The following is a 21,204-nucleotide window of genomic DNA, read 5'->3' on the forward strand; positions in this document are numbered from 1 at the left end:
GTATGGGAGCCGCCGTTGCCCCGGCGGCTCGCAGCGGGACGAACGTATGCGGATATGGCGGTGGCGCGACGGACGGTTGTCCATCGCGCCACCAAAAGGGGTGAACGGACGTAACTTTCCCGCACAGACAGCGTTCGGTCGCGCTAAGACATCAAGAGATCACGTTCCGTCGCAGGCGCGGCTCCGCGGGCCGACCGCCCCGGGACGGCCCCTCACACAGCCGCCAACTCCTTGCGTGCGGTGCGCCGTTGGGCCGCGACCGCCGGATCGAGAGCCGGTACCGCGGCCAGGAGCTGCTTCGTATAGGGATCCTGGGGCGACTCGTACACCTCGTCGGCGGGACCGTACTCGACGATCCTTCCGCGGCGCATCACCGCGACCCGGTCGCTGACCTCGCGCACGACGGCGAGGTCGTGCGCGACGAAGACGAGCGCGAGTCCGAGTTCGCGCTGCAACTCGCCGAGCAGGGCGACGACCTGGGCCTGGGTGGTGACGTCGAGCGCCGAGACCGGCTCGTCGCAGACGATGACACGCGGATCGGCGGCCAGCGCACGCGCGATGCCGACGCGCTGACGCTGCCGCCGCTGAACTCGTGCGGGTAGCGGTCGTAGTGCGCCCCTTCGAGCCCCACGCGCTCGAGCAGTTCCCGCACGCGCCGTCGGACGCGCTGCTCGTCGCTCCCCCGCTCTCGGCTTCGCTCGAGCGGGGGGACCCCCATCCCGCGGGCCCGCAACGGGTCGGCGATCGATTCGCCCACGCTGCGCCTGGGGTTGAGGGAGGAGACCGGGTCCTGGAAGACCATCTGCACGGCCGGGCTCACCCCGGACCGCACGCCGCCCTCGTAGCGGACCTCGCCGGCCGTGGGCTCCAGCAGGCCGACCAGCATGCGCCCCAGGGTGGTCTTCCCGCTGCCGCTCTCGCCCACGATGCCGAGGGTCTCACCGCGCCGGACCGTCAGCGACACGTCGTCCACGGCGGCGAAGCTCCGCCTGCCGCGGCCGAATTCGCGCCGCAGGCCCACCGCCTCGACGACGACCTCGTCCGAGGCGGCGCCCGCGGAGATCCTGGGCACGTCCACGCGCGGCACCGCGCCCAGCAGTTTCCGCGTGTACTCCTGGTGGGGTTCCCCCAGCACGGTGGCGACCGCGCCGTGTTCGACGGCCTTGCCGTGCCGCATGACGAGCACCTCGTCGACGCTCTCGGCGGCGACGCCCACGTCGTGCGTGACCAGCAGCAGCCCCATCCCGGTCTCCTCCCGCAGGGTGTGCAGCAGGTCGAGGATCTGGGCCTGGACGGTCACGTCCAGCGCTGTGGTCGGTTCGTCGGCGATCAGCAGCTCGGGCTCGCAGGCGAGTGCCATGGCGATCAGGGCGCGTTGACGCATACCGCCGCTGAACTCGTGCGGACGCGAGCGGGACCGCCGTACCGCGTCCGGAATCCCCACCCTGTCCAGCACTTCGACGGCACGCGCGCGTGCCGCACGACGCGACGCGCGCGTGTGCGTCCGGTACACCTCGGCGATCTGGTCGCCGATCGCGAAGTACGGGTCCAGGGACGACAGCGGGTCCTGGAACACCATCGCGGCCTTTCCGCCACGCAGGCGCCGCAGTTCTTCGTCGGACGCCTCTTCCACGTCGGTTCTGGCGACGCGGATCGAGCCGCCGACCCTGGCACCCGTGCCGCGGTGCATCCCCAGCAGGGCGGACGCGACGGTGGACTTGCCCGAGCCGGACTCGCCGACCAGCCCCAGTGCGGCTCCCTTGGCCAGTTGGAAGGAGAGGCCGTCGACGGCGCGCACGTCGCCGAACTCGACCGAGAGGCTGGTCACTTCCACCAGCGGTGTCGTAGCAGCCTTGGAGTCGCTCACGTCAGTACCACCCGTCGGTCGGCCACCGCGTACAGCACATCCGCGACGGCGTTGGCGATGACCACGAAGAAGCCGATGACCAGGACCATGCCGACGACGACCGGGAGGTCGACGACCGCCACCGCGTGCACCAGTTCCTGTCCGATGCCGGGCAGGCCGAAGAGCGTCTCGGTGAGCACCGCGCCGCCGACGGCCGAGCCGAAGTTGTTGGCGTTCAGCGCGATGACCGGCGCGAGCGCGCCACGCAGTGCGTGTCGCCCGATGACCGAGCGCTCGCCGACGCCGTAGGCCCGGAAGGTCCGTATGTGGTCCTCGGCGAGGGTCTCCAGCATCGCGGCCCGGGTCAGACGGGCGAACGAGGCGGCCTCGATCAGGGCGAGCGACAGCCAGGGCAGCAGTCAATGTGACGAGAGCGCTGCCCGTCAACTCCCGGGGTAGGGCCACGGGTTGGGCAGACAGTGGATTCCGTCGTGGTCGAGGAACTTCGTCTGCTGCTGCATGACAGGCGCGAGCTGGCCGTCCTTGTCGCAGGTGACATGGCCGTAGCCGAGGCGGTGGCCGACCTCGTGGTTGATCAGCATCTGACGGTAGGCGTGAATTTCGTCGCCGTACGTCGTGGAGCCCTGCGCCCAGCGGTAGGCGTTGATCATCACACGCTCGGTGGACGCCGAGTCGCACGAGACGTTGTCCTCCGTGGTGTCGAGGCCGGACTTGGCGCACCAGGCGGCGGTGGTGCCGGGGCTGGCGAGCGTGATCACGAAGTCGGGCTTTCCGGAGTACACGCGCTCGAAGACGCGGGCGCCGTCGTGGGCCCAGCTGCGGTCGTCGTTGAGGGTTTTCTGTACGGCCTGCGCGAACAGTTCGCCGTCGAGGCCGAGCCTCTTCTCCACGTCGACGCGATAGGTGTACTTCCGCCCGGTGCCCGGCGCCTTGGCGAAGCCGGGGACCGCGTAGAACTTCCCCGGGCCCTTCAGCGTGGCGCTGAGCGGGAACTTCTTGTCCATCGCCTGCGCGTACGTCAGCGGCGTCGCGCTGGGCGAGGTGGAGGGGGTCGGGCGGCCGTTGCCGCGGGTGGCGGAGCCGTGGGTCTCCCGGGCCTCGTCGGTGGCGGGCGGAGACTGCGCGACGGTGTTGCCCCGCCCGTCGGCGACCTGGCCGGCGACGACGACGGCGAGCACGGTGATGACGGCGGCGGCCGCGATACCGGTGAACGCACGCCCCTTGCCGTTCGCCTTGTGCGCCGCGTCTTCGGTCTCGGTCGCCGACGCGTCACCGGTACCGCGGTCGTCGGTGAGGGGAGCGGGGACGGAGACGGCGGCACCGTTGCGGCGGGGCGCGAAGACGTCGTCGTCCTCGTCGAAGGCGTCGAGGTACTCCTGGCGGGGCCCGCCGGGCTGCGACCGCTGATGGGGGATACGGCGTACGGGACGACCGGGGGGCGCGGCCTGCGGCGCCGCCGTGGGCGCCGTCCCGCCCCCGAACTCGCCCCAGCCACCGCCGGATTCATGCTGCTCGGGATGACCGCCACGGACTTGGTGGGATCCGTGAGCGGGGGTGCCGTCAGGAACGCGGGGCACACCGTTAGCAGGAATCCCGTCGGCAAAACCCGGCACGCCACGAACCGGAGTGCCGTCGCCCGGCCGCGGGGCACGCTGCGCCGGGGTCCCGTCAACAAAGCGGGGCACGCCATGAGCAGGAGTCCCCTCGCCGAAACACGGCACACCACGAACCGGAGTCCCGTCGCCCGGCCGCGGGGCACGCTGCGCCGGGGTCCCGTCAACAAAGCGGGGCACGCCATGAGCAGGAGTCCCCTCGCCGAAACACGGCACACCACGAGCCGGAGTCCCGTCGCCCGGCCGCGGGGCACGCTGCGCCGGGGTCCCGTCGGCGAGGCGGGGGACGCCCTGTGCGGGTGTGCCGTCCGTGAAACGGGGTACTCCGCGGGACGGAGTCCCGCCAGTGGCGCGAGGGATGCCATGGGCGGGCGTGCCGTCCGCAGGACGCGGAGCGCCTCCGGGAGGCGTCCCCGGCACATAACGCGGGACGCCGTGCGCCGGCGTCCCGTCGGTGTGGCGCGAAACGCCCCGGGGCGGAGTCCCACCCATCGGGGCACGGCGGCCGACGACCGCCTCCGCCGGCGCTGTCGCCGACGCCTGCGGGCCGTAGGCCGACAGATCCGCGGGAGTCGCCGCACCTCGTGCCGACGGCTCTCGCGGTGGCGGTACCGACGCGCCACGCGCCGACGAGTCCCGCCACTCCGACGCACCGCGCGCCGGCGAGTCCCGGGATGCCGACGCGCGCGCCGACGCCGCGGTCGCCGATATGGCCGGCACCGCGCCCGTGTCCGTCTTCGTCCTGTCGCCCCGCCCCTTGCGGCTGTGCCGTCCCACGCCGCGCCTCAGCTCTCCGCGCCGGCGATGCCGGACTCGCCCGTCGTCCCTGAGTGCCTGCCGTCGGACCGCTCACCCGTACGGCCACCGCGGCCGTCGCGGCCCCTCGAAGGTACGCCCGCCCTGTCGGGCAACTCGCCCCTGTCCTCGAGCAGTTCACGGAAGGCCGTGGCCACCACCTCGGGGTACTCCATCATCGCGACGTGCCCCGCCTCCGGCAGAGTCAGCAGCCGGGATTCGCGGAAGGCGCGCGCCGCCCGCTGGGCCATGCGGAAAGACACCAACTGGTCCCGGCCGCCGTACACCAGCAGTGTGGGCGCGAGGACCCGTTCCGCCTGGCGCCACAGCCCGTGCTGACCTCCCAGCGTGTACGCGTTCACGATCCCGCGCGCCGAGCGCGCCATCGCGTCCCAGAAGTACGGCAGCCGCAGCCGTCTCTCCATCTCCTCGACGGCATTGCGGAAGCCCTCGGGCGTGACGCGCCCGGGGTCGCCGTAACACAACGCCATGACCCCCCGGACGCGCTGCTCGGCGGTCCACTGGCTGGTGTACCGGGTGAACAGGGCGGCGATGCCGGGCAGCGCGAGCAGCCCCGTCGGAACGGCGCCGCGCTGGATGAAGATCTCCGGGAGCGCGGGTGAGACGAGTGTGAGCGTGCGGACCAGATCGGGGCGAACGGCCGCCACGCGCGTGGCGACGGCACCGCCCATCGAGTTGCCGAACAGGTGCACGGGTCCACGCCCGGCCGCGTCGAGATAGCGGATGACCGCGCGGGCGTGTCCGGTGACGGAGTAGTTGCCGTCGTCCGGCGGCGGCGAGTCGCCGAAGCCCGGCAGATCGAGGGCCTCGCTGTCGACGAGCCCGTCGACCAGCGCCATCAGCGCCGACCAGTTCTGGGACGAACCACCGAGTCCGTGGATGTACAAGGCGGGCGGCAGTCCCTCGCGCTCCGGCGGCCTCCACCGCACCGTCAGCGTGATCCCCGGCAGCCCCACCGACCTGAGCCGTTCCCCCTCCGCGACCCTGACGGGCGCGACCTTCGGGAGCACATTGGAGGCCGCGACGGACGGCAGCTCGGTCGAAGACATGCGGCAATGTTACGAGACGATCACGCACTGGCTCATGTGTTCGCCGTCACAGCACGCGACGGCGGCGGCCCGGCGCCGCCCCGAAGCAGGCTCGTCACCACACATAGCGTCCGGATCGCGTGTCTCCTAGGCTCATAGCAGGGCACCCGCGTGTGGACCCTGCCTCTTTCAGGGACGTTCCAGGAGTTCTAGGAAGGGAGCCCACCATGGCCGTAGACCCCACTGATCCCGAGACGTTCGAGGACGAAGAGCCCGAGGCAGTCGACATCGACGTGGAGGCCCCGGAGAACGACGTCGCCGAACAGCTCGCGGATCTCGCCCCGGCGCGGGACGAACCCCTGACCGAGGAGGAGATCCTGCGCGCCAACGAAGCGGACCTCGTGGAACAGAAGCGCATCGTGCACATCGACGAGGACGAATACCAGTGAGCGGTGAGCATCGGCGGGGTACGAGATCGGCTAGGTACGAGGACGACGACCACCTCGCGTAAGGCATCCCCGTCGGTAGGGCACCACCTCGCGTAAGGCATCCCCGTCGGTAGGGCACCACCTCGGGTAAGGGATCACCTCGGGTAAGCAAGTGTGCGAGGCAAGAGGCCGTGTGCCGCCGTCCGGCGCCAGGGCACCCTTTCGCCCGCCCTGCCCCCGTTCAGCGCCCTCTGGGGGGCTTTCGTCACCGTCCGGTCCGTGAAATTCTGCGCTCGCACCGCGCACACCCGGGTTACCGAAAAGTACGATGGCGGCGCGGCGCACACCGCATGTGGACGATTTTGGGAGGCGGCGTGACAGCCATCGAGCAGACAGAGGCGGCACGCCCGCGGGGCACTCGCCTGCCGCGCCGTGCCCGACGGAACCAACTGCTGGGCGCCGCCCAGGAAGTATTCGTGGCGCAGGGCTACCACGCGGCCGCGATGGACGACATCGCCGAGCGCGCCGGCGTCAGCAAGCCGGTGCTCTACCAACACTTCCCGGGCAAGCTCGACCTGTATCTTGCCCTGCTGGACCAGCACTGCGAGGCCCTGCTGCAGGCCGTGCGGAACGCGCTCGCGTCGACCACCGACAACAAGCAGCGCGTACGGGCCACCATGGACGCCTACTTCGCGTACGTCGAGGACGACGGCGGCGCGTTCCGACTGGTGTTCGAGTCGGACCTGACGAACGAGCCCGCGGTGCGCGAGCGCGTCGACAAGGTCACGATTGAGTGCGCGGAGGCGATCTGCGACGTCATCGCCGAGGACACCGGGCTGTCGCGGGCCGAGTCGATGCTCCTGGCCTCAGGGCTCGGCGGCCTCGCCCAGGTCGTGGCGCGCTCCTGGCTGCACAGCGACCGCAGCGTGCCGCGTGACCAGGCGGTGCAGCTGCTGACCTCCCTGGCCTGGCGCGGCATCGCCGGATTCCCGCTGCACGGCAGCGAACAGCACCACTGAGCGCGGCCGACGAGACGTACTGCGGTTTTGTTCCCGGCGACTGTTCGCTTCTGGCGTTCTGGAGCGGAGCGTGTACGTCCCCTCACCGGGCTAATGTGTGCGGGTACGGCGCGGACGGCCGCGCACATCACTGACCGTCGGAGGGACAAAGCCGTGGAGGTCAAGATCGGCGTGCAGCACGCGCCCCGCGAGATCGTTCTGGAGAGCGGTCAGAGTGCCGAGGAGGTCGAGCGCGTCGTGGCCGAGGCGCTGGCCGGCAAGTCGCAGCTGCTGAGCCTCGTGGACGAGCACGGCCGCAAGCTTCTCGTCCCGGCCGACCGTCTGGCGTACGTGGAGATCGGCGAGCCGGCCCCGCGCAAGGTGGGCTTCGGCACGCTGTAGTTCCGGACGAAGCGGAGAAGGGGCCCGGTGGGACACACCACCGGGCCCCTTCCCTTCTCCGGTTCCGCTTCTCCGGTTCCGCTTCTCCGGTTCCGCTTCTCCGGTTCCACTGCTCCGGTTCCACTGCTCCGTTCCGCTGACCCGTTCCGGCGCGTTCCCAGGCCGCACGCGCACAGATGGAGCACATCCCCCGCACAGGGGAGGATTGTCTTCCGCGCGCTGCGGGTAGTACCGGCTACGACCGATTTGCCCAGGCAGCAGCCGTGCGGGAGGAAACTCGTCATGCTCTTGGAAGCGCTCGGCTCCGCCGTCCTCGGGCTCGCGCTGGCCTGGGCGGCCACGCATCGGCTGCCCCACCGGCTGCCGACCCGCCCCCTGGTGCTGTCGACCGGCGTTGCCGGAGCTCTCTTCGGGGCGTTCGTCACCCACAGCGCGCTGGGTGCGGGGAGCCTTCTGGTGATCCTCATCGGCGCTCTGGTCCTCGCCGCTGCCTCACTGTCACTGCTGTTGCGTCCCGCGGAAAGATTTCGCCGCCGATCGGCGACGGCCTGAGGCCAGACGCCGGGCACGGCGGCGCCCGGGGCACCCCTGACGAGACACCCCGGGCGGCCCGATGGCATCGGCCGCGGTGGGCCGCCGGCCCACGATCGCGCCCCGGAAGGCAGCGGCAACCGCACTGACGGGCCCGCGGCCCGCTGATCAGGCGGCGAGCCCCAGGGCCGCCATCCGCTTTGTGTGCGCCTCGGTGATCCGCGAGAACATCTTGCCGACCTCGGCGAGGTCGAAGCCGTCCGCGACGCCGCCCACAAGCATCGTCGACAGCGCGTCCCGCTCCGCGACCACGCGCTGCGACTGCGACAGGGCCTCGCCCATCAGCCGCCGCGCCCACAGCGCGAGCCGCCCGCCGACGCGCGGGTCGGCGTCGATCGCGGCCCGCACCTTCTCGACGGCGAAGCTGGCGTGCCCGGTGTCGTCGAGCACGGCGAGGACGAGCCCGCGCGTGTCGGAGTCGAGCCGAGCCGCGACCTCCCGGTAGAAGTCGCTGGCGATCGAGTCGCCCACATACGCCTTGACGAGCCCCTCCAGCCAGTCCGAGGGCGCCGTCTGCTTGTGGAAGCTGTCGTATGCCGTGACGAACGGGTCCATCGCCTCCGTCGGCCCGACCCCGATCTCGGTGAGCCGGTCCCTGATCCGCTCGAAGTGGTGGAACTCGGCGGACGCCATCTTCGCCAGCTCCGCCTTGTCCGTGAGCGTGGGAGCGAGCTTCGCGTCCTCCGCGAGCCGTTCGAACGCCGCCAGCTCGCCGTAGGCGAGCGCGCCGAGGAGATCCACGACCGCGGCACGGTACTGGGGGTCGACGGAGGCCTTCGCCCAGTCCTGGGCGGCGACCGAGGTGGGTTCGGCGGAGGCGTCGGGGGCGTTGTCAGGCGTCGTCATGAAGCGCACAATAGCCCGCTCACCGCCCCGCGGAAGTCCCTGGTCAATCACTGTGACGACGGCTACGTGACCGAATCGGCCATCACATGTGCGTGATTCCGGGGTATGGTGGTAATGCGCCTGCCGAATATTCGACGGGCCGCACGTATGAGGATGCCCGGTCGGTGGCCCGATCGGCTCCGACCCGACAGCTCTCCCTGTCCGTACGGCACAGTGCGTACGGCATCCGGAGGGACCCTCAGCGGTACGAGCGCTCGAGCGTCGGCGTGGTCCCGTGCCACAGGCCCGTCCCCCAAGCAGGCCGACGCCATCCACACGGTCACGACCCCCGCGCTCGCCTCGCATCGCGCACACAGAAGAGGCAGCACCCTGACTACGACTTTTCGAGAGCTCGGGATCCTTCCCGAGACAGCCGAGGCCCTGGAAGCCGTCGGCATCATCAATCCCTTCCCCATCCAGGAGATGACCCTCCCCGTCGCCCTCTCCGGCACGGACGTCATCGGCCAGGCCAAGACCGGCACCGGCAAGACGCTCGGCTTCGGCCTTCCGCTCCTCGAGCGCGTCACCGTCCCCGCGGACGTCGAAGCGGGCCGTGCCAAGCCCGAGGCCCTCACCGACTCCCCCCAGGCGCTCGTCGTCGTCCCCACCCGCGAGCTGTGCACGCAGGTCACCAACGACCTGCTCACCGCGGGCAAGGTGCGCAACGTGCGCGTCACCGCGATCTACGGCGGCCGGGCATACGAACCGCAGGTCGAGGCCCTGAGGAAGGGCGTCGACGTGGTCGTCGGCACCCCGGGGCGTCTGCTGGACCTGGCCGGCCAGAAGAAGCTGAACCTGAAGCACGTGAAGTGCCTGGTGCTCGACGAGGCCGACGAGATGCTTGACCTGGGCTTCCTGCCCGACGTCGAGAAGATCATCGACATGCTGCCGGCGAAGCGCCAGACCATGCTCTTCTCGGCGACCATGCCGGGCGCGGTCATCGGGCTCGCCCGCCGCTACATGTCCCAGCCGACGCACATCCGTGCCACGGCGCCGGACGACCAGGGCGCGACCGTCGCGAACATCGCGCAGCACGTCTACCGCGCGCACTCCATGGACAAGCCGGAGATGATCGCACGCATCCTGCAGGCCGAGGGCCGCGGTCTCGCGATGATCTTCTGCCGTACGAAGCGGACGGCGGCCGACATCGCGGAGCAGCTCCAGCGACGCGGCTTCGCGTCCGGCGCGGTCCACGGCGACCTGGGCCAGGGCGCGCGCGAGCAGGCGCTGCGGGCCTTCCGCAACGGCAAGGTGGACGTGCTCGTCTGCACCGACGTGGCCGCGCGCGGCATCGACGTCGAGGGCGTCACGCACGTCATCAACTACCAGTCCCCCGAGGACGAGAAGACGTATCTGCACCGCATCGGCCGTACGGGCCGCGCGGGCGCGTCGGGTACGGCGATCACCTTCGTCGACTGGGACGACATCCCGCGCTGGCAGCTGATCAACAAGGCGCTGGAGCTGAACTTCAACGACCCGGTGGAGACGTACTCCACCTCCCCGCACCTCTTCGCCGAACTCGGCATCCCCGAGGGCACGAAGGGTGTGCTGCCGCGTTCCGAGCGGACGCGTGCGGGACTCGCGGCCGAAGAGCTGGAGGACCTCGGCGAGACGGGCGGCCGGGGGCCGCGCGGCCGCCGCTCCTCGGACCCGTCCGCGGAGCGCGAGCGCCCGGCGCGTACGCCACGACGCCGACGTCGTACGCGGAACGGGGCGTCGGTCGAGACGCCGACCGCCCCGGACGTGACGGGAACCACCGACACGGACACGGACACGGCCGAGGCCGTGGAGCCGCGTACCCCGCGCCGCCGACGCCGTGTGCGCGGCGGGGTTCCGGCCGAGACGGTCACCGCGGTGACCGAAACGGCGGAGCCGGCGGTGCACGAGGCGGCGGAGGCGGCCGTGGACACGGCCGAGCAGGTGAAGCCGCGCCGACGTCGGACCCGCAGGAGTGCGGAGACGGCTCAGGCCGCGGACGAGGCCGCCATAGCAACCACGGAAGCGGCTCCCGCTGCCGCGGAGGCCGCGGTCGACACCGCCGAGGCCACGGAAACCAAGCCGCGCCGAAAGACCACCGAAGCAGCCCCCGCTGCCGCCGAGACCGCCGTCGACACCGCCGAGGCCACGGAAACCAAGCCGCGCCGACGCACCCGCAAGACCACCGAGACCCCGGTCGACACCGCCGAGGCCGAGGCGCCGGCCAAGCCGCGGCGTACGCGCAAGACCGCCGAGGTCGCCCCTGCCGAGGCCGCCGAGGCGAAGCCGCGCAGGCGCGCCCGCAAGACCGCGGAAGCGACCCCCGCTGCCGCCGAGACCGCCGTCGACACCGTCGAGGCCGCCGACGCGAAGCCGCGCCGACGCACCCGCAAGGCCGTGGGCGCCGAGGCCACGATCCCCGCGCAAGCGGCCGAGGAGCCCGACGTCGAGCCTCGGCGACGGCCCCGCAAGGCCGTGGCCGTGGCCGTGGAGGCGGAGATCCCGGCTCAGGCGGACGAGGCGCAGCCGCGGCGGCGCACGCGCAAGGCCGCGGAGCCTGCCGAGAGCTGACAGGAAACCCGGTCGATGGTCCGTCCCCACGTCTTGCGGGGACGGGCCATCGGCGTTCCTCCCGCTTCGTACACCGTGTTGTCATCCGGTCCCACCCGCGCCCCGTCCCAACCGCCCGGTAGCCTCCCCCCATGAGTCGTCCCCCCAGCTTCACCCCGCCCCCCGGTGTCCGGGCGTACCGGCTCGGTACGGAACGCGGGGAGTTCGCCGTACTCGAGGCCGACGCGATGACGTCGCGGGTGAAGGGGACCGCTCTCCTGCTGCCCGGGTTCACCGGGAGCAAGGAGGACTTCCTCGCCCTGCAGCCGCTTCTCGCGGCGGCCGGGTACCGCACCGTCGCCGTCGACGGGCGGGGGCAGTACGAGTCCCCCGGCCCCCGGGACGACGAGGCACCGTACGCGCAGGCCGAGTTGGCGCGGGACGTGCTTGCGCAAGCGCACGCCGTCGGTGCACCCGTGCATCTCCTCGGGCATTCCCTGGGAGGCCAGATCGCCCGCGCCGCCGTCCTCCTCGACGCCTCCCCGTTCGTCTCGCTCACACTCATGGCCTCCGGCCCGGCCCAGATCTCCGTACCCCAGCAGCAGCGCGTGAAGCTACTGCACGACGCCCTCGCCGTTCTGAACATGGCTCAGGTCTGGGACGCCATCCAGGCCATGGAACCGCCGGAGGACGCCGACGCCGGAGACCTCGACGAGGGGCTCTCGGACGGGGAGGACCTGCGCCGCCGCTGGCTGGGCAACAGCCCCGCCCAGCTGCTCGCCACGGGCCGGCAGCTGTGCGAGGAACCCGACCGGGTGGCCGAACTGGCCGCCGTCGGCCTGCCCGTGCACGTGCTGTCCGGGGACCGGGACGACACCTGGCCCGTCCCGCTCCTGGACGACATGGCGACCCGCCTGAGCGCCGCCCGCACCGTCGTACCGAGCGCGGAGCACTCCCCCAACACGGATCAGCCCGAACGGACGGCCGAGGCTCTCGCCGCCTTCTGGGGCCGCCTCCTCGAGGCGGCCTAGTACTGCCCCTGCAGGTGCTCCCAGAAGCCGTCCCGCAGCGCGCGGCGCAGATCCGACTGGCCCCGGAGCGAGTACTGCAGCACGCCCTCCGCCTCCACCAGCAGGTCCTGGTCGACGGAGCCGGGCAGGTAGGGGTGGCCGGGCAGCAGGTCCACCAGCGCCTCCCGGCCCCGTGCCGCCAGCCACTTCGCCGCGATCTGCGCGCCCACGAAACGGACGTCCTCGCGGGTGGGACGGGCGGCGGCGGAGGCCTCGTACGTCGAGGCCGTACGCCGGGTCACATACGGCTTGAAGAACTCGAGTTCGAGGGTGCGCTGGCTGTCGACCTCCCACAGCAGCGGTTCCGCCTGGTTGCGGCCCTCGGGCGCCTCGATGCCCCACAGGTGCACCCGCGCCCCGTAGCCCTGCGCGGCCTCGACCGCCGAGACCAGGTCCTCGTCACCGCCGATGAGCGCCGCGTCACTGATGGCGCGGTGCCGGGCCAGTGACTCGAGGTCGGACCTGATGAGGGAGTCGACGCCCTTCTGCTGGTTGTTGGCGTTGAGGTTGCCGAGCCGCACCTTCACGTCGGGGAGTTCGGCGATGGACTGCTGCTCGGCGGTGTGGATTCGGCGTCTCGCGCCGTCGTACCAGTACACGCGCAGCAGCCGGCTGTCCGCGAAGATCGAGCGCGCCTTGTCGATGAGCGCCTCGATCAGCCCCTCGGCGTCGAGGTCGAAGGCCCGGCGGTCCTCGGTGCCGGCGACGAGGCGTCCCGCGGCCGCGTACAGGTAGCCGGCATCGACGAAGATCGCATGGGTCGAGGGCGTCTTGGCCACCTCGGCGAGCATGCGCAGGAGCAACTCGTTCGTGCGGTCGATACGGGCGCCGAGCGCCGCCAGGTCGTCGTTCATACTGCCTCCATTGTCCCGGCGGTCACGCTGCGAACACAACCGGCCCCGATCAGTGCACCATGACGCACTTGACTCCGGTTCCGCCTCCTTACCGGCAGGTAATTAGCGACTCGAAAATTTTCCTTAGCGTAGGGAATGTTTGTAACAAGCATCCCGTTGAATCCGAACAGGAGCGGGGGTACGGAAGCCCGCGCTCCCTCACCAGTAGTTCTCCTCTGGAGGATGACCAGACGAAGGGAGAAGCCTCATGCGCTTCGAAATCATGCGACTCGACGACGTCGACGGTACGCCCGTGGACACCACCGTCGTGGACGCCGCCTCCGTCAAGCAGATCGTTCAGCAAGCCGCGGCCATCGGGCAGCGACTTTGGATCCGCCCGGCCGACTCGTCCGCCTCGTAACTCGTCCGCCTCGTAACTCGTCCGCCTCGTAATCGATCACGCGGGCGTACTTGAAACTTCGGAGCCCCGTACGGCACAGGTGCCGTACGGGGCTCCGTGCGTACCGCGGACTGCCGGACACTCAGCTTCCGTGGACGACCTGGGTGACACCGTTGATGATCTGCTGCACGGCGATCGCGGAGAGCATCATGCCCGCGAGTCGGGTCACCAGGACCACGCCGCCGTCCTTGATCACTCGGATGATCAGTAGCGAGTAGCGCATGACCAGCCACAGCACGACATGGATCGCGAGGATCGCCGCCCACACCGACACCTGGGTGCCCACGCTGTCGGCCTTCTGGACCGCCAGGATCACGGAGACGATCGCGCCCGGCCCGGCGAGCAGCGGCATGCCGAGCGGTACGAGGGCGACGTTGACGTCCTTGGTCTGCTTCGGCTCGTCGGTCTTGCCGGTCAGCAGGTCGAGGGCGATCAGCAGGAGGAGCAGTCCGCCCGCGATCATCAGGGCGGGCACGGAGACGTGCAGGTAGTTCAGGATCTGATGGCCGAGGACACCGAACACCGCGATGACCCCGCCGGCCACGCAGACGGCCTGGAAGGCCATCCGCTTCTGCACCTTGTGAGGGCGACCGGCGGTGAGCGCGAGGAAGATCGGGGTGATCCCAAGGGGATCCATGATCACGAAGAGGGTGAGGAAAAGGGAACCGAAGACGGCGACGTCGAACATGGGGGCCTTGCGAAGAGGTACGGACGAGCACACGGCGGAGGGCGAGCCGCGGCCGCTGGACGAAGTCGGCGCGCCGGGAGGCGCGCGACGGCGGAAGCGCGGCAGCGAATGCCGGGCGCCTGGGCAGAAGCGGGGACTACGGCAGGGTCAGGCGCTCCGGAGTCCACCGGCGCCCGGCACCGGGAACGCCCCGGTGGCCCGCCGGGTGATCTCCGCGTACACCTCGGGATCGGTGGTGTACTCCCCGAGCACGCACGTCTTGCGGCTGCCGTGGTAGTCGGAGGAGCCCGTGACGAGCAGCCCCAGTTCGCCGGCGAGGCCGCGCAGCCGTGCCCGGGTCGCCGGGTCGTGGTCCATGTGGTCGACCTCGATGCCGTCGAGACCGGCGGCGGCGAGGTCCGCTATGGCGGACTCCGGCACGGTCCGCCCACGCTTGGAGGCGGCCGGGTGCGCGAAGACTGTGACCCCGCCCGCGGCCTTGACCAGCCGGATCGCCTCGAACGGGTCGGTCTCGTGCTTCTGGACGTACGCACGCCCGCCGTCGGCCAGCCACTCGGGCGTGAAGGCGTCCGAGACGCTGTCCACGACGCCGAGTTCGACCAGCGCCGAGGCGATGTGCGGCCGTCCGACCGAGCCGGTGCCCGCGATGCGGGCCACCTGTTCCCAGGTGACCGGCACGCCCAGCTCCCGTAGCTTGGCGATCACGGCGTGGGCCCGTGGTACCCGGTCGTCCCGCACCAGCTCGCGCTCGGCGAGCAGCTCGGGCTCCTCGGGGTCGAACAGGTAGGCCAGCATGTGCATGCTGATGTCGTCCAGCCGACAGGAGAGTTCGGCGCCGGTGACGAGGGTCAGACCCGCGGGCAGCGCGCCGATCGCCTCCGCGTGGCCGCGGGTGGTGTCGTGGTCGGTGAGCGCGACGACGTCCAGTCCGGCGGCAGCGGCGCCCAGCACCAGCTCGGCCGGGGTGTCCGTACCGTCGGAGGCGGTGGAGTGGGTGTGCAGATCGATGCGCACGACACGGACTCCAAGCGGTGACGGGACGGAGGGGGACGCTCAAGGATAACGGGCTTCGGGAGTCCCCTGTCACACCCGCATAGGGGGTGCGCCCCCTACGCCCGCCACCCCTCCTGCGTCACGGCTCGATCAGGCGCGGCGACAGCGCCCCGATCGGCAGCAGGTCCACTTCCGCCCCGGCGTCCCGCAGATCGGTCAGCACCAGTTCGTCGTACATCAGCATGCCCGTCTGCTCGGGCCAGACGACCGCCCACAGCCACAGTCCGCGGGCCTCGCCCGCGAAGACCGCACGGTCGTCAGGGGTGCCGGTGACGTGCCACAGCGGAGTGGGGCGGCCGACGGCCAGCACCTTCGCCTGCGGCGGCTTCTCGACATTCAGATACGGGCCGGGGTCCGGACCATCGATACCCGCGTACCGCGCACCGAGGCCCACCCCCAGTTCCTCGGCGACGAGGATCAGCTCGCCTATCCCGCCGAGCGGCCCCGGACCCGAGCAGGCCACCGCCGTCGCCCGGCCCCCACTTCGGTCGTCGCCCGCACAGGCCACGCCCGTGAACAGCCAGCCGACCGGCAGCGGCCACGGCATCCAGACCGGCACCTTGGCACGGTGCACCACGACGCTGAGGGCCTCGACGCTGGGCGGGATCACGGGCTGCAGCGGATGCACGTTGCCGTGCACATCGCACTGCCAGGAATCGGCAAAGAGTCCGGGAGCCCGGACCCGGCCACCACACTTCGGGCAACTGGGTTCGCCCCTCATAGGGCCCCACGGTCCTCCCCGTCCAGCGCCGCGTCAAGGACGATCACCCGTCCGGCGCGTGCCCCGCCACCCCGCTTCACCGGGAAACTAGATGCGCCTTGCATTAATTAGCCCAGCTAATTTAATATGTGTATACGCCAACAATCGTGATGAGGACTGCGAGGACACGCATGAGCACCAGTACAGGAGGACCCGCCCCAGCAGCCGAGGCGGACCCGTTCGACGCGGGAGCCGGGAGCATCCTGCGCCAGCCGAAGTCCGTCTGGGCGACCGCCGGCGCGTCCGTCGTCGCGTTCATGGGCATCGGGCTCGTCGACCCGATCCTGCCGTCCATCGCCAAGGGCCTTCAGGCGACGCCCAGCCAGGTCTCGCTGCTCTTCACCTCCTACTTCCTGATCACCGCCGTCGCGATGCTGGTCACCGGCTTCGTCTCCAGCCGTATCGGCGGCCGCAGGACGCTGCTGCTCGGCCTCGCCTTCGTCGTGGTCTTCGCCGGCCTCGCGGGCACCTCGGGCTCGGTCGCACAGCTCGTCGGTTTCCGGGCCGGCTGGGGCCTCGGCAACGCACTGTTCGTCTCCACGGCCCTCGCCGTCATCGTCGGCGCGGCGGCCGGGGGAAGCGCCGCGGCGATCCTGCTGTACGAGTCAGCGCTGGGCCTCGGCATGGCGTGCGGCCCGCTGCTGGGCGCACTGCTCGGAAACTTCAGCTGGCGTTACCCGTTCTTCGGCACGGCCACGCTGATGGCGATCGGCTTCCTGTGCATCACGGTGTTCCTGAAGGAGCAGCCCAAGCCCGCGCGCAAGACCTCGCTGCTCGACCCGATCAAGGCGCTCGGCCACGGCGGCCTCGCCTCGGCCGCCGTCTCGGCGTTCTTCTACAACTACACGTTCTTCACCGTGCTGGCCTTCACGCCGTTCGTACTGAACATGACCCCGTACAAGTCGGGTGCCGTGTTCTTCGCCTGGGGTGTGCTGCTCGCCGTCTTCTCGGTGATCGTGGCGCCGCGCATGCAGGAACGCTTCGGCTCGCTGAAGGTGCTCGGCGGCTCGCTGGTTCTGCTGGCGATCGACGTCCTCGTACTCGGCTACGGCGACCACACCACGGCCGTCGTCTGCACGATCCTGTCCGGCGCCTTCATCGGCGTGAACAACACCGTCTACACCGAGCTGGCGCTGGGCGTCTCGGACGCGCCGCGCCCTGTGGCCAGTGCGGGCTACAACTTCGTGCGCTGGTTCGCCGCCGCGGCCGCGCCCTACTTCGCGCCGAAGATCGAGGAGTGGAGCGACATTCACATCCCGTTCGTGGTCGCGGCGGTCACCGCGGCCCTGGGCGTGGTCGTGGTCCTCGTACGGCGGAACGTGCTCTCCCACGAAGCAGAGGAACTTGAGACGCGGCACGCGAGCGAGGACAGCGTCACCGTCTTTGCCAACTGACCGGTTCCGGCCACGGGTTGGTGAGCTTGCTCACTCCCGTGTCACTCCAGCGGGACGGACCTGCGGGACGGATCCCTCAGGTCCGTCCCGTTCGTCAGCCACCGCTCCTGGAGAGCCTGGGCGCCGTGCACCCGCTTCCAGGCGGCCTCGTTCGGGGTCATCGGCAGCAGGGGAAGGAATCGCACCGGGTCGAGCGGCTCGCCCAGTTCCAGGTCCTCGACCAGGCCGCCCGGTTCGGCGACCAGAACCGAGGTGAACGGGGAGCCCGGCCACAGCGGTTCACCGACGTCCAGCGAGGCGCCGGGGGCCACGATCACGCCCTCGACCTGCGGGGACGCGGCGAGCACGGCGAGCGGGCGAAGGACCTTGTCGGTGTCGGCGAGGCCGCCACGGACGGAGAGGACGAGTTCGGCGCGGGGCCCCTTGACGGGGCCGGCGAGCGTCGCCGTGGGGTCCGTCATCGGCTGGGCGGACATGCCGAGCGTGGCGTAACGGAGGATGTCCCCCTCCTGGAAGCGCAGCACCTCGATGCGGTCCGTGCCCAGGAAGGTGACCGCTGCGCGAGCGTCCGGTTCGCCCAGCGCGGTGCGCAACCGGGCCTCGACCAGAGGAAGAACATCAGCCATGCGGCGAGCATAGAACTCGTCAGTACCCGGCAAAGCAGCGCCTTGACACTTCGGTCGGCTGATACTCTTGGCCGGTGGTTTCGGGCAGCACGCAGAAGCGTCGCGATCGGATCCCGACACCTGAAAACCCCCCAACAGGGGGTTGATCGTCCCTCACGAGGGACCGGCCGGAGGAGGTGGGGCTGTTATGGATCGAAGTCGACCGTGCAGTACCACCCGCTCTTCCGGCCGCTGATGTAGCTGCTCTGGCTGGCTGCCACCTCTCACATGTGCGCCGTGATTCCGCGGATTCCCTCGGACCCGCCTCGGATCCCCCGGTGCACCACGGAAGAGCACTTCGTTTCGTTTTGCCTGATCTGTCTGATCTGAATCAGTAGCGAAGTCCGCCACCGCGACGGTGCGGTGCTCCCCGCTTTGTGGACGTGCCAAACCTCCGCACACAGGACGTCCCCATTCCGGGCAGTTCCACCCGCCGCCGGCGCCCTCGCTACTCGTTGCGAAGGAGCCTGCCATGTCGATGATCCGTGACCTGCGCGCCGCGGTCCGCCCCTCCCGCCCCTCGCTGCGCAAGGACGCCGGCACGTACGACACCACGCGCGACCCCGGGACGCCGTCCGCCGTCGTCGACTGCGCCGTCTACCGGGACGGTGTCCGCATCGACACGCAGAAGCCGCTGTCCCCGCACGAGGCGATGCGGCTGGTGCAGCGCGACGGAGGCTTCGTGTGGATCGGCCTCCACGAGCCGACCGAGGCCGAATTCGCCGGTATCGCGAGCGAGTTCGGGCTGCACCCGCTGGCGGTCGAGGACGCGGTACAGGCGCACCAGCGGCCGAAGCTGGAGCGGTACGACGACTCCCTCTTCACCGTCTTCAAGACCATCCACTACATCGAGCACGACCGGCTCACCGCCAACAGCGAGGTCGTCGAGACCGGCGAGGTGATGTGCTTCACCGGCCGGGACTTCTTCATCACCGTCCGGCACGGCGGACAGGGCTCGCTGCGGACGCTGCGGCACCGGCTCCAGGACGAACCCGAGCTGCTCGCCAAGGGCCCCTCCGCCGTGCTGCACGCGATCGCCGACCACGTCGTCGACGGGTACATCGCGGTGGCGGACGCGGTGCAGGACGACATCGACGAGGTGGAGACGGAGGTGTTCTCGCCGGGCAGGAAGGGGACGCCCCGGGGCACGGACGCCAGCCGCATCTATCAACTCAAGCGCGAGGTAATGGAGTTCAAGCGGGCGGTGGCGCCGCTGCTGCGGCCGATGCAGCTGCTGAGCGAGCGGCCGATGCGGCTGATCGACCCGGACATCCAGAAGTACTTCCGCGATGTCGCCGACCACCTCGCCCGGGTGCACGAGCAGGTGGTGGGCTTCGACGAGCTGCTCAACTCGATCCTCCAGGCCAATCTGGCGCAGGCGTCCGTCGCGCAGAACGAGGACATGCGCAAGATCACGGCGTGGGCGGCGATCATCGCCGTGCCGACGATGGTGTGCGGCGTGTACGGCATGAACTTCGATCACATGCCGGAACTGCACTGGAAGTACGGCTATCCGCTGATCATGGGCGTCACGGTGGCCATCTGTCTGGGCATCCACCGCACGCTGAAGCGGAACGGCTGGCTGTGAGAAGCCCTACTAGGCTGGGCGCATGACAAGCGAGCTGCTCGACCGGGCCCTCATCGAGGAGGCCACGAAGAAGTCCGGGCTGATCTGGGTCCAGGGCGCGATGCCGGCCCCCGCGCGTGCGCTGTGGCACGTGTGGCACGAGGGCGCAGCCTGCGTGGTGGGTGACGGCCCCGGCGAGCAGCCGCTGCCCGGTCTGACCTACGGCGGGGACGCGCTCGTCACGGTCCGCAGCAAGGACAAGGGCGGCCGGATCGTCACCTGGCCCGCGAAGGTGTTCGAGCTTGCGCCGGGTTCGCCCGAATGGGAGGGCACCGTCGCCGAGCTGAAGGGCAAGCGGCTGAACGCTCCCGACGGCGAGGAGATGCCGGAGCGGTGGCGCCGGGAGTGCCGGGTGCTGCGCCTGGAGCCGTGCGGTACGACGGCGCCGCTGCCGGAGGATTCCCTCGCGGCCCCACCGCCGCCGACCCCCGCCACGACGCGCCGCCCGATGCCGGCGGCCCTGCCACGCCTGCTGCGCCGCAAACGCCGCTGATCATCCGGCCGGGCTGCGGGCAGTCGTGCCGCTCAGCCCGTTGCCGGGCACCTGCGGCGACCGCAGTCAGGTGCTGCGCGCAGCTAGGACGACGGCAGCTGCTTCCCGTAGTCCACCGTCTCGTCCTTCGGCGGCTCCGCCAGCGCGAAGTCCTTCCCCCAGTCCGCCAGGCGGAGCGTCCCCGCGTTGCCGGCGCGGACCAGGCGCAGCGGATAGGGGGCTCCCTCCAGGGAGACGTACAGCGTGCCGCCGGAGCCCTTGTCGCCGGTGATACGGATCGTGCGGACGCCGTTCTGCTCGTGGTGGCCGTCCGTCCCCAGCGTGCCGTGCAGGTTGAGGAGCCCGTCCAGCAGCACGTCCTTGTCGGTGAAGCCGCTGAAGCGCTTGTAGGCGGGGTCCCCGGTCGGCACCTTCACATACATCCCGTCGAGCTTGTTCGCCGCGGCCGCCGAGCTCGCCCCGCCTCCCGTGCCGTCCTCCTGGTCCCAGAACTTGGTGTCGGCCTTCAGGAACAGGTGGTCGCCCACCCGCAGCAACTTGAACGTCCCGTTCTTCGAGGTGACCGACCCGGTACCTCCGTCGGCCTTGAGGCGCATGTCCAGCGTGTACGTGCCGCCGTTGCTGACGACGGTCCCGGACAACCGCACCGCCGATGCCGACTTGGCCGCCGTCCGCGTCCGGCTCTGGATCTTCTCGGCCGGCAGCTTCCCCACCCCGTTCGTCCCGGCGTCCGGGTCGCCGCTACTGCACCCCACGAGCCCCGTCCCCGTCACGACCAGTGCGCACATCGCGCTCACCAGTGCGGCCCTGTGGCTACGACCCGGGGGAAATGCGGTCAAGGTGGGGCTGCCTCTCATGTGGGTGTCCTCATCGGCGTACGGCAGCGTACCGGTGCCCGCGAGGCCTTCCGGAGCCAGTCCGTCCGCACCTCTCGCCAGGGCGTACCGCACCGGGACGGGCTAGCCTGAAGCCCACGCGAGAGGACAAAACGGCTGGAACAGGAGGCG

19 protein-coding genes and 2 pseudogenes are annotated in these 21,204 nt (G+C 70.7%); 10 read left to right on the forward strand and 11 right to left on the reverse strand.

Annotated elements, in window-relative coordinates; translation table 11 throughout:
- Positions 1-212 precede the first annotated feature (212 nt).
- The 4 genes and pseudogenes from ACZ3TS_RS03805 to ACZ3TS_RS03820 all read right to left on the reverse strand — a co-directional run bounded on the left by ACZ3TS_RS03805 (position 213) and on the right by ACZ3TS_RS03820 (position 5,345).
- Positions 213-1,834: pseudogene (locus ACZ3TS_RS03805) on the reverse strand (dipeptide ABC transporter ATP-binding protein).
- Positions 1,835-1,863: 29 nt separating this feature from the next.
- Positions 1,864-2,265 (reverse strand): annotated as a pseudogene (locus tag ACZ3TS_RS03810) (ABC transporter permease subunit); the annotation flags it as partial.
- Between the two features lie 24 nt (positions 2,266-2,289).
- Positions 2,290-3,444, reverse strand: coding sequence for a DUF3152 domain-containing protein (locus tag ACZ3TS_RS03815; RefSeq protein WP_467613461.1), 1,155 nt, complete (start codon positions 3,442-3,444; stop codon positions 2,290-2,292).
- Positions 3,445-4,265: 821 nt separating this feature from the next.
- The gene (locus ACZ3TS_RS03820) at positions 4,266-5,345 is read right to left on the reverse strand and encodes an alpha/beta fold hydrolase (protein ID WP_467613462.1); all 1,080 of its coding nucleotides are present in this window, start codon (positions 5,343-5,345) and stop codon (positions 4,266-4,268) included.
- Positions 5,346-5,551: 206 nt separating this feature from the next.
- Here ACZ3TS_RS03820 and ACZ3TS_RS03825 point away from each other — a divergent pair, with 206 nt between their 5' ends.
- The 4 genes from ACZ3TS_RS03825 to ACZ3TS_RS03840 all read left to right on the forward strand — a co-directional run bounded on the left by ACZ3TS_RS03825 (position 5,552) and on the right by ACZ3TS_RS03840 (position 7,704).
- A complete protein-coding gene (locus ACZ3TS_RS03825; RefSeq protein ID WP_467613463.1) occupies positions 5,552-5,773 on the forward strand; it encodes a hypothetical protein in 222 nt (73 codons plus the stop codon).
- Positions 5,774-6,126: 353 nt separating this feature from the next.
- Positions 6,127-6,771 (forward strand): TetR/AcrR family transcriptional regulator, encoded by a 645-nt coding sequence (locus ACZ3TS_RS03830; RefSeq protein ID WP_467613464.1) that lies wholly within the window; start codon positions 6,127-6,129, stop codon positions 6,769-6,771.
- Between the two features lie 153 nt (positions 6,772-6,924).
- Entirely contained in the window at positions 6,925-7,152 is a 228-nt protein-coding gene (locus tag ACZ3TS_RS03835) for a DUF3107 domain-containing protein (RefSeq protein ID WP_351235243.1), read from the forward strand.
- Positions 7,153-7,434: 282 nt separating this feature from the next.
- The gene (locus tag ACZ3TS_RS03840) at positions 7,435-7,704 is read left to right on the forward strand and encodes a hypothetical protein (RefSeq protein WP_467613465.1); all 270 of its coding nucleotides are present in this window, start codon (positions 7,435-7,437) and stop codon (positions 7,702-7,704) included.
- Between the two features lie 147 nt (positions 7,705-7,851).
- Here the strand turns inward: ACZ3TS_RS03840 and ACZ3TS_RS03845 are convergent, their stop codons facing one another.
- Positions 7,852-8,589 (reverse strand): ferritin-like fold-containing protein, encoded by a 738-nt coding sequence (locus tag ACZ3TS_RS03845; protein WP_467613466.1) that lies wholly within the window; start codon positions 8,587-8,589, stop codon positions 7,852-7,854.
- Between the two features lie 462 nt (positions 8,590-9,051).
- Between ACZ3TS_RS03845 and ACZ3TS_RS03850 the strand changes: the two genes are divergently transcribed.
- Both ACZ3TS_RS03850 and ACZ3TS_RS03855 read left to right on the forward strand, forming a co-directional pair.
- Entirely contained in the window at positions 9,052-11,175 is a 2,124-nt protein-coding gene (locus ACZ3TS_RS03850; protein ID WP_467613467.1) for a DEAD/DEAH box helicase, read from the forward strand.
- A 131-nt stretch (positions 11,176-11,306) separates the two neighbouring features.
- Positions 11,307-12,185: an alpha/beta fold hydrolase gene (locus tag ACZ3TS_RS03855; RefSeq protein WP_467613468.1), complete on the forward strand. Its 879-nt coding sequence runs from the start codon at positions 11,307-11,309 to the stop codon at positions 12,183-12,185.
- Here the strand turns inward: ACZ3TS_RS03855 and ACZ3TS_RS03860 are convergent.
- Positions 12,182-13,078, reverse strand: a complete 897-nt coding sequence (locus ACZ3TS_RS03860) for an NYN domain-containing protein (protein WP_467613469.1) — start codon at positions 13,076-13,078, stop codon at positions 12,182-12,184. The genes ACZ3TS_RS03855 and ACZ3TS_RS03860 overlap by 4 nt on opposite strands.
- A 247-nt stretch (positions 13,079-13,325) precedes the next feature.
- Here ACZ3TS_RS03860 and ACZ3TS_RS03865 point away from each other — a divergent pair, with 247 nt between their 5' ends.
- Positions 13,326-13,478 (forward strand): hypothetical protein, encoded by a 153-nt coding sequence (locus ACZ3TS_RS03865; protein WP_331265367.1) that lies wholly within the window; start codon positions 13,326-13,328, stop codon positions 13,476-13,478.
- 121 nt (positions 13,479-13,599) lie between these two features.
- Here the strand turns inward: ACZ3TS_RS03865 and ACZ3TS_RS03870 are convergent, their stop codons facing one another.
- The 3 genes from ACZ3TS_RS03870 to ACZ3TS_RS03880 all read right to left on the reverse strand — a co-directional run bounded on the left by ACZ3TS_RS03870 (position 13,600) and on the right by ACZ3TS_RS03880 (position 15,979).
- Positions 13,600-14,205 carry a MarC family protein gene (locus ACZ3TS_RS03870; protein ID WP_467613470.1) on the reverse strand — a complete coding sequence of 202 codons (606 nt, stop codon included), beginning with the start codon at positions 14,203-14,205 and terminating at the stop codon, positions 13,600-13,602.
- 147 nt (positions 14,206-14,352) lie between these two features.
- Positions 14,353-15,219: a PHP domain-containing protein gene (locus tag ACZ3TS_RS03875; RefSeq protein WP_467613471.1), complete on the reverse strand. Its 867-nt coding sequence runs from the start codon at positions 15,217-15,219 to the stop codon at positions 14,353-14,355.
- A 118-nt stretch (positions 15,220-15,337) separates the two neighbouring features.
- A complete protein-coding gene (locus ACZ3TS_RS03880; RefSeq protein WP_467613472.1) occupies positions 15,338-15,979 on the reverse strand; it encodes a DUF6758 family protein in 642 nt (213 codons plus the stop codon).
- 170 nt (positions 15,980-16,149) lie between these two features.
- On the opposite strand from ACZ3TS_RS03880, the gene ACZ3TS_RS03885 reads away from it, so the two are divergent.
- The gene (locus ACZ3TS_RS03885; RefSeq protein ID WP_467613473.1) at positions 16,150-17,412 is read left to right on the forward strand and encodes an MFS transporter; all 1,263 of its coding nucleotides are present in this window, start codon (positions 16,150-16,152) and stop codon (positions 17,410-17,412) included.
- 41 nt (positions 17,413-17,453) lie between these two features.
- Here the strand turns inward: ACZ3TS_RS03885 and ACZ3TS_RS03890 are convergent, their stop codons facing one another.
- Positions 17,454-18,038, reverse strand: coding sequence for a suppressor of fused domain protein (locus tag ACZ3TS_RS03890; RefSeq protein WP_467613474.1), 585 nt, complete (start codon positions 18,036-18,038; stop codon positions 17,454-17,456).
- Between the two features lie 511 nt (positions 18,039-18,549).
- Here ACZ3TS_RS03890 and ACZ3TS_RS03895 point away from each other — a divergent pair.
- Both ACZ3TS_RS03895 and ACZ3TS_RS03900 read left to right on the forward strand, forming a co-directional pair.
- Entirely contained in the window at positions 18,550-19,665 is a 1,116-nt protein-coding gene (locus tag ACZ3TS_RS03895) for a magnesium and cobalt transport protein CorA (protein ID WP_467613475.1), read from the forward strand.
- Positions 19,666-19,687: 22 nt separating this feature from the next.
- Complete coding sequence (locus tag ACZ3TS_RS03900; protein ID WP_467613476.1) at positions 19,688-20,197, forward strand: hypothetical protein; 510 nt, start codon at positions 19,688-19,690, stop codon at positions 20,195-20,197.
- Positions 20,198-20,280: 83 nt separating this feature from the next.
- Here the strand turns inward: ACZ3TS_RS03900 and ACZ3TS_RS03905 are convergent, their stop codons facing one another.
- Positions 20,281-20,985: a hypothetical protein gene (locus ACZ3TS_RS03905; protein WP_467613477.1), complete on the reverse strand. Its 705-nt coding sequence runs from the start codon at positions 20,983-20,985 to the stop codon at positions 20,281-20,283.
- Positions 20,986-21,204: the final 219 nt, after the last annotated feature.

It is taken from the genome of Streptomyces sp. NPDC022910, assembly GCF_055561075.1.

Coding starts and splice junctions, on each gene's coding strand:
- ACZ3TS_RS03845 (WP_467613466.1), bottom strand. CDS start 8,589: ATGACGACGCCTGACAACGCCCCCGACGCCTCCGCCGAACCCACCTCG.
- ACZ3TS_RS03880 (WP_467613472.1), bottom strand. CDS start 15,979: ATGAGGGGCGAACCCAGTTGCCCGAAGTGTGGTGGCCGGGTCCGGGCT.
- ACZ3TS_RS03850 (WP_467613467.1), top strand. CDS start 9,052: ATGACCCTCCCCGTCGCCCTCTCCGGCACGGACGTCATCGGCCAGGCC.
- ACZ3TS_RS03895 (WP_467613475.1), top strand. CDS start 18,550: ATGTCGATGATCCGTGACCTGCGCGCCGCGGTCCGCCCCTCCCGCCCC.
- ACZ3TS_RS03870 (WP_467613470.1), bottom strand. CDS start 14,205: ATGTTCGACGTCGCCGTCTTCGGTTCCCTTTTCCTCACCCTCTTCGTG.
- ACZ3TS_RS03900 (WP_467613476.1), top strand. CDS start 19,688: ATGACAAGCGAGCTGCTCGACCGGGCCCTCATCGAGGAGGCCACGAAG.
- ACZ3TS_RS03905 (WP_467613477.1), bottom strand. CDS start 20,985: ATGTGCGCACTGGTCGTGACGGGGACGGGGCTCGTGGGGTGCAGTAGC.
- ACZ3TS_RS03890 (WP_467613474.1), bottom strand. CDS start 18,038: ATGGCTGATGTTCTTCCTCTGGTCGAGGCCCGGTTGCGCACCGCGCTG.
- ACZ3TS_RS03825 (WP_467613463.1), top strand. CDS start 5,552: ATGGCCGTAGACCCCACTGATCCCGAGACGTTCGAGGACGAAGAGCCC.
- ACZ3TS_RS03855 (WP_467613468.1), top strand. CDS start 11,307: ATGAGTCGTCCCCCCAGCTTCACCCCGCCCCCCGGTGTCCGGGCGTAC.
- ACZ3TS_RS03860 (WP_467613469.1), bottom strand. CDS start 13,078: ATGAACGACGACCTGGCGGCGCTCGGCGCCCGTATCGACCGCACGAAC.
- ACZ3TS_RS03820 (WP_467613462.1), bottom strand. CDS start 5,345: ATGTCTTCGACCGAGCTGCCGTCCGTCGCGGCCTCCAATGTGCTCCCG.
- ACZ3TS_RS03885 (WP_467613473.1), top strand. CDS start 16,150: ATGAGCACCAGTACAGGAGGACCCGCCCCAGCAGCCGAGGCGGACCCG.
- ACZ3TS_RS03865 (WP_331265367.1), top strand. CDS start 13,326: ATGCGCTTCGAAATCATGCGACTCGACGACGTCGACGGTACGCCCGTG.
- ACZ3TS_RS03840 (WP_467613465.1), top strand. CDS start 7,435: ATGCTCTTGGAAGCGCTCGGCTCCGCCGTCCTCGGGCTCGCGCTGGCC.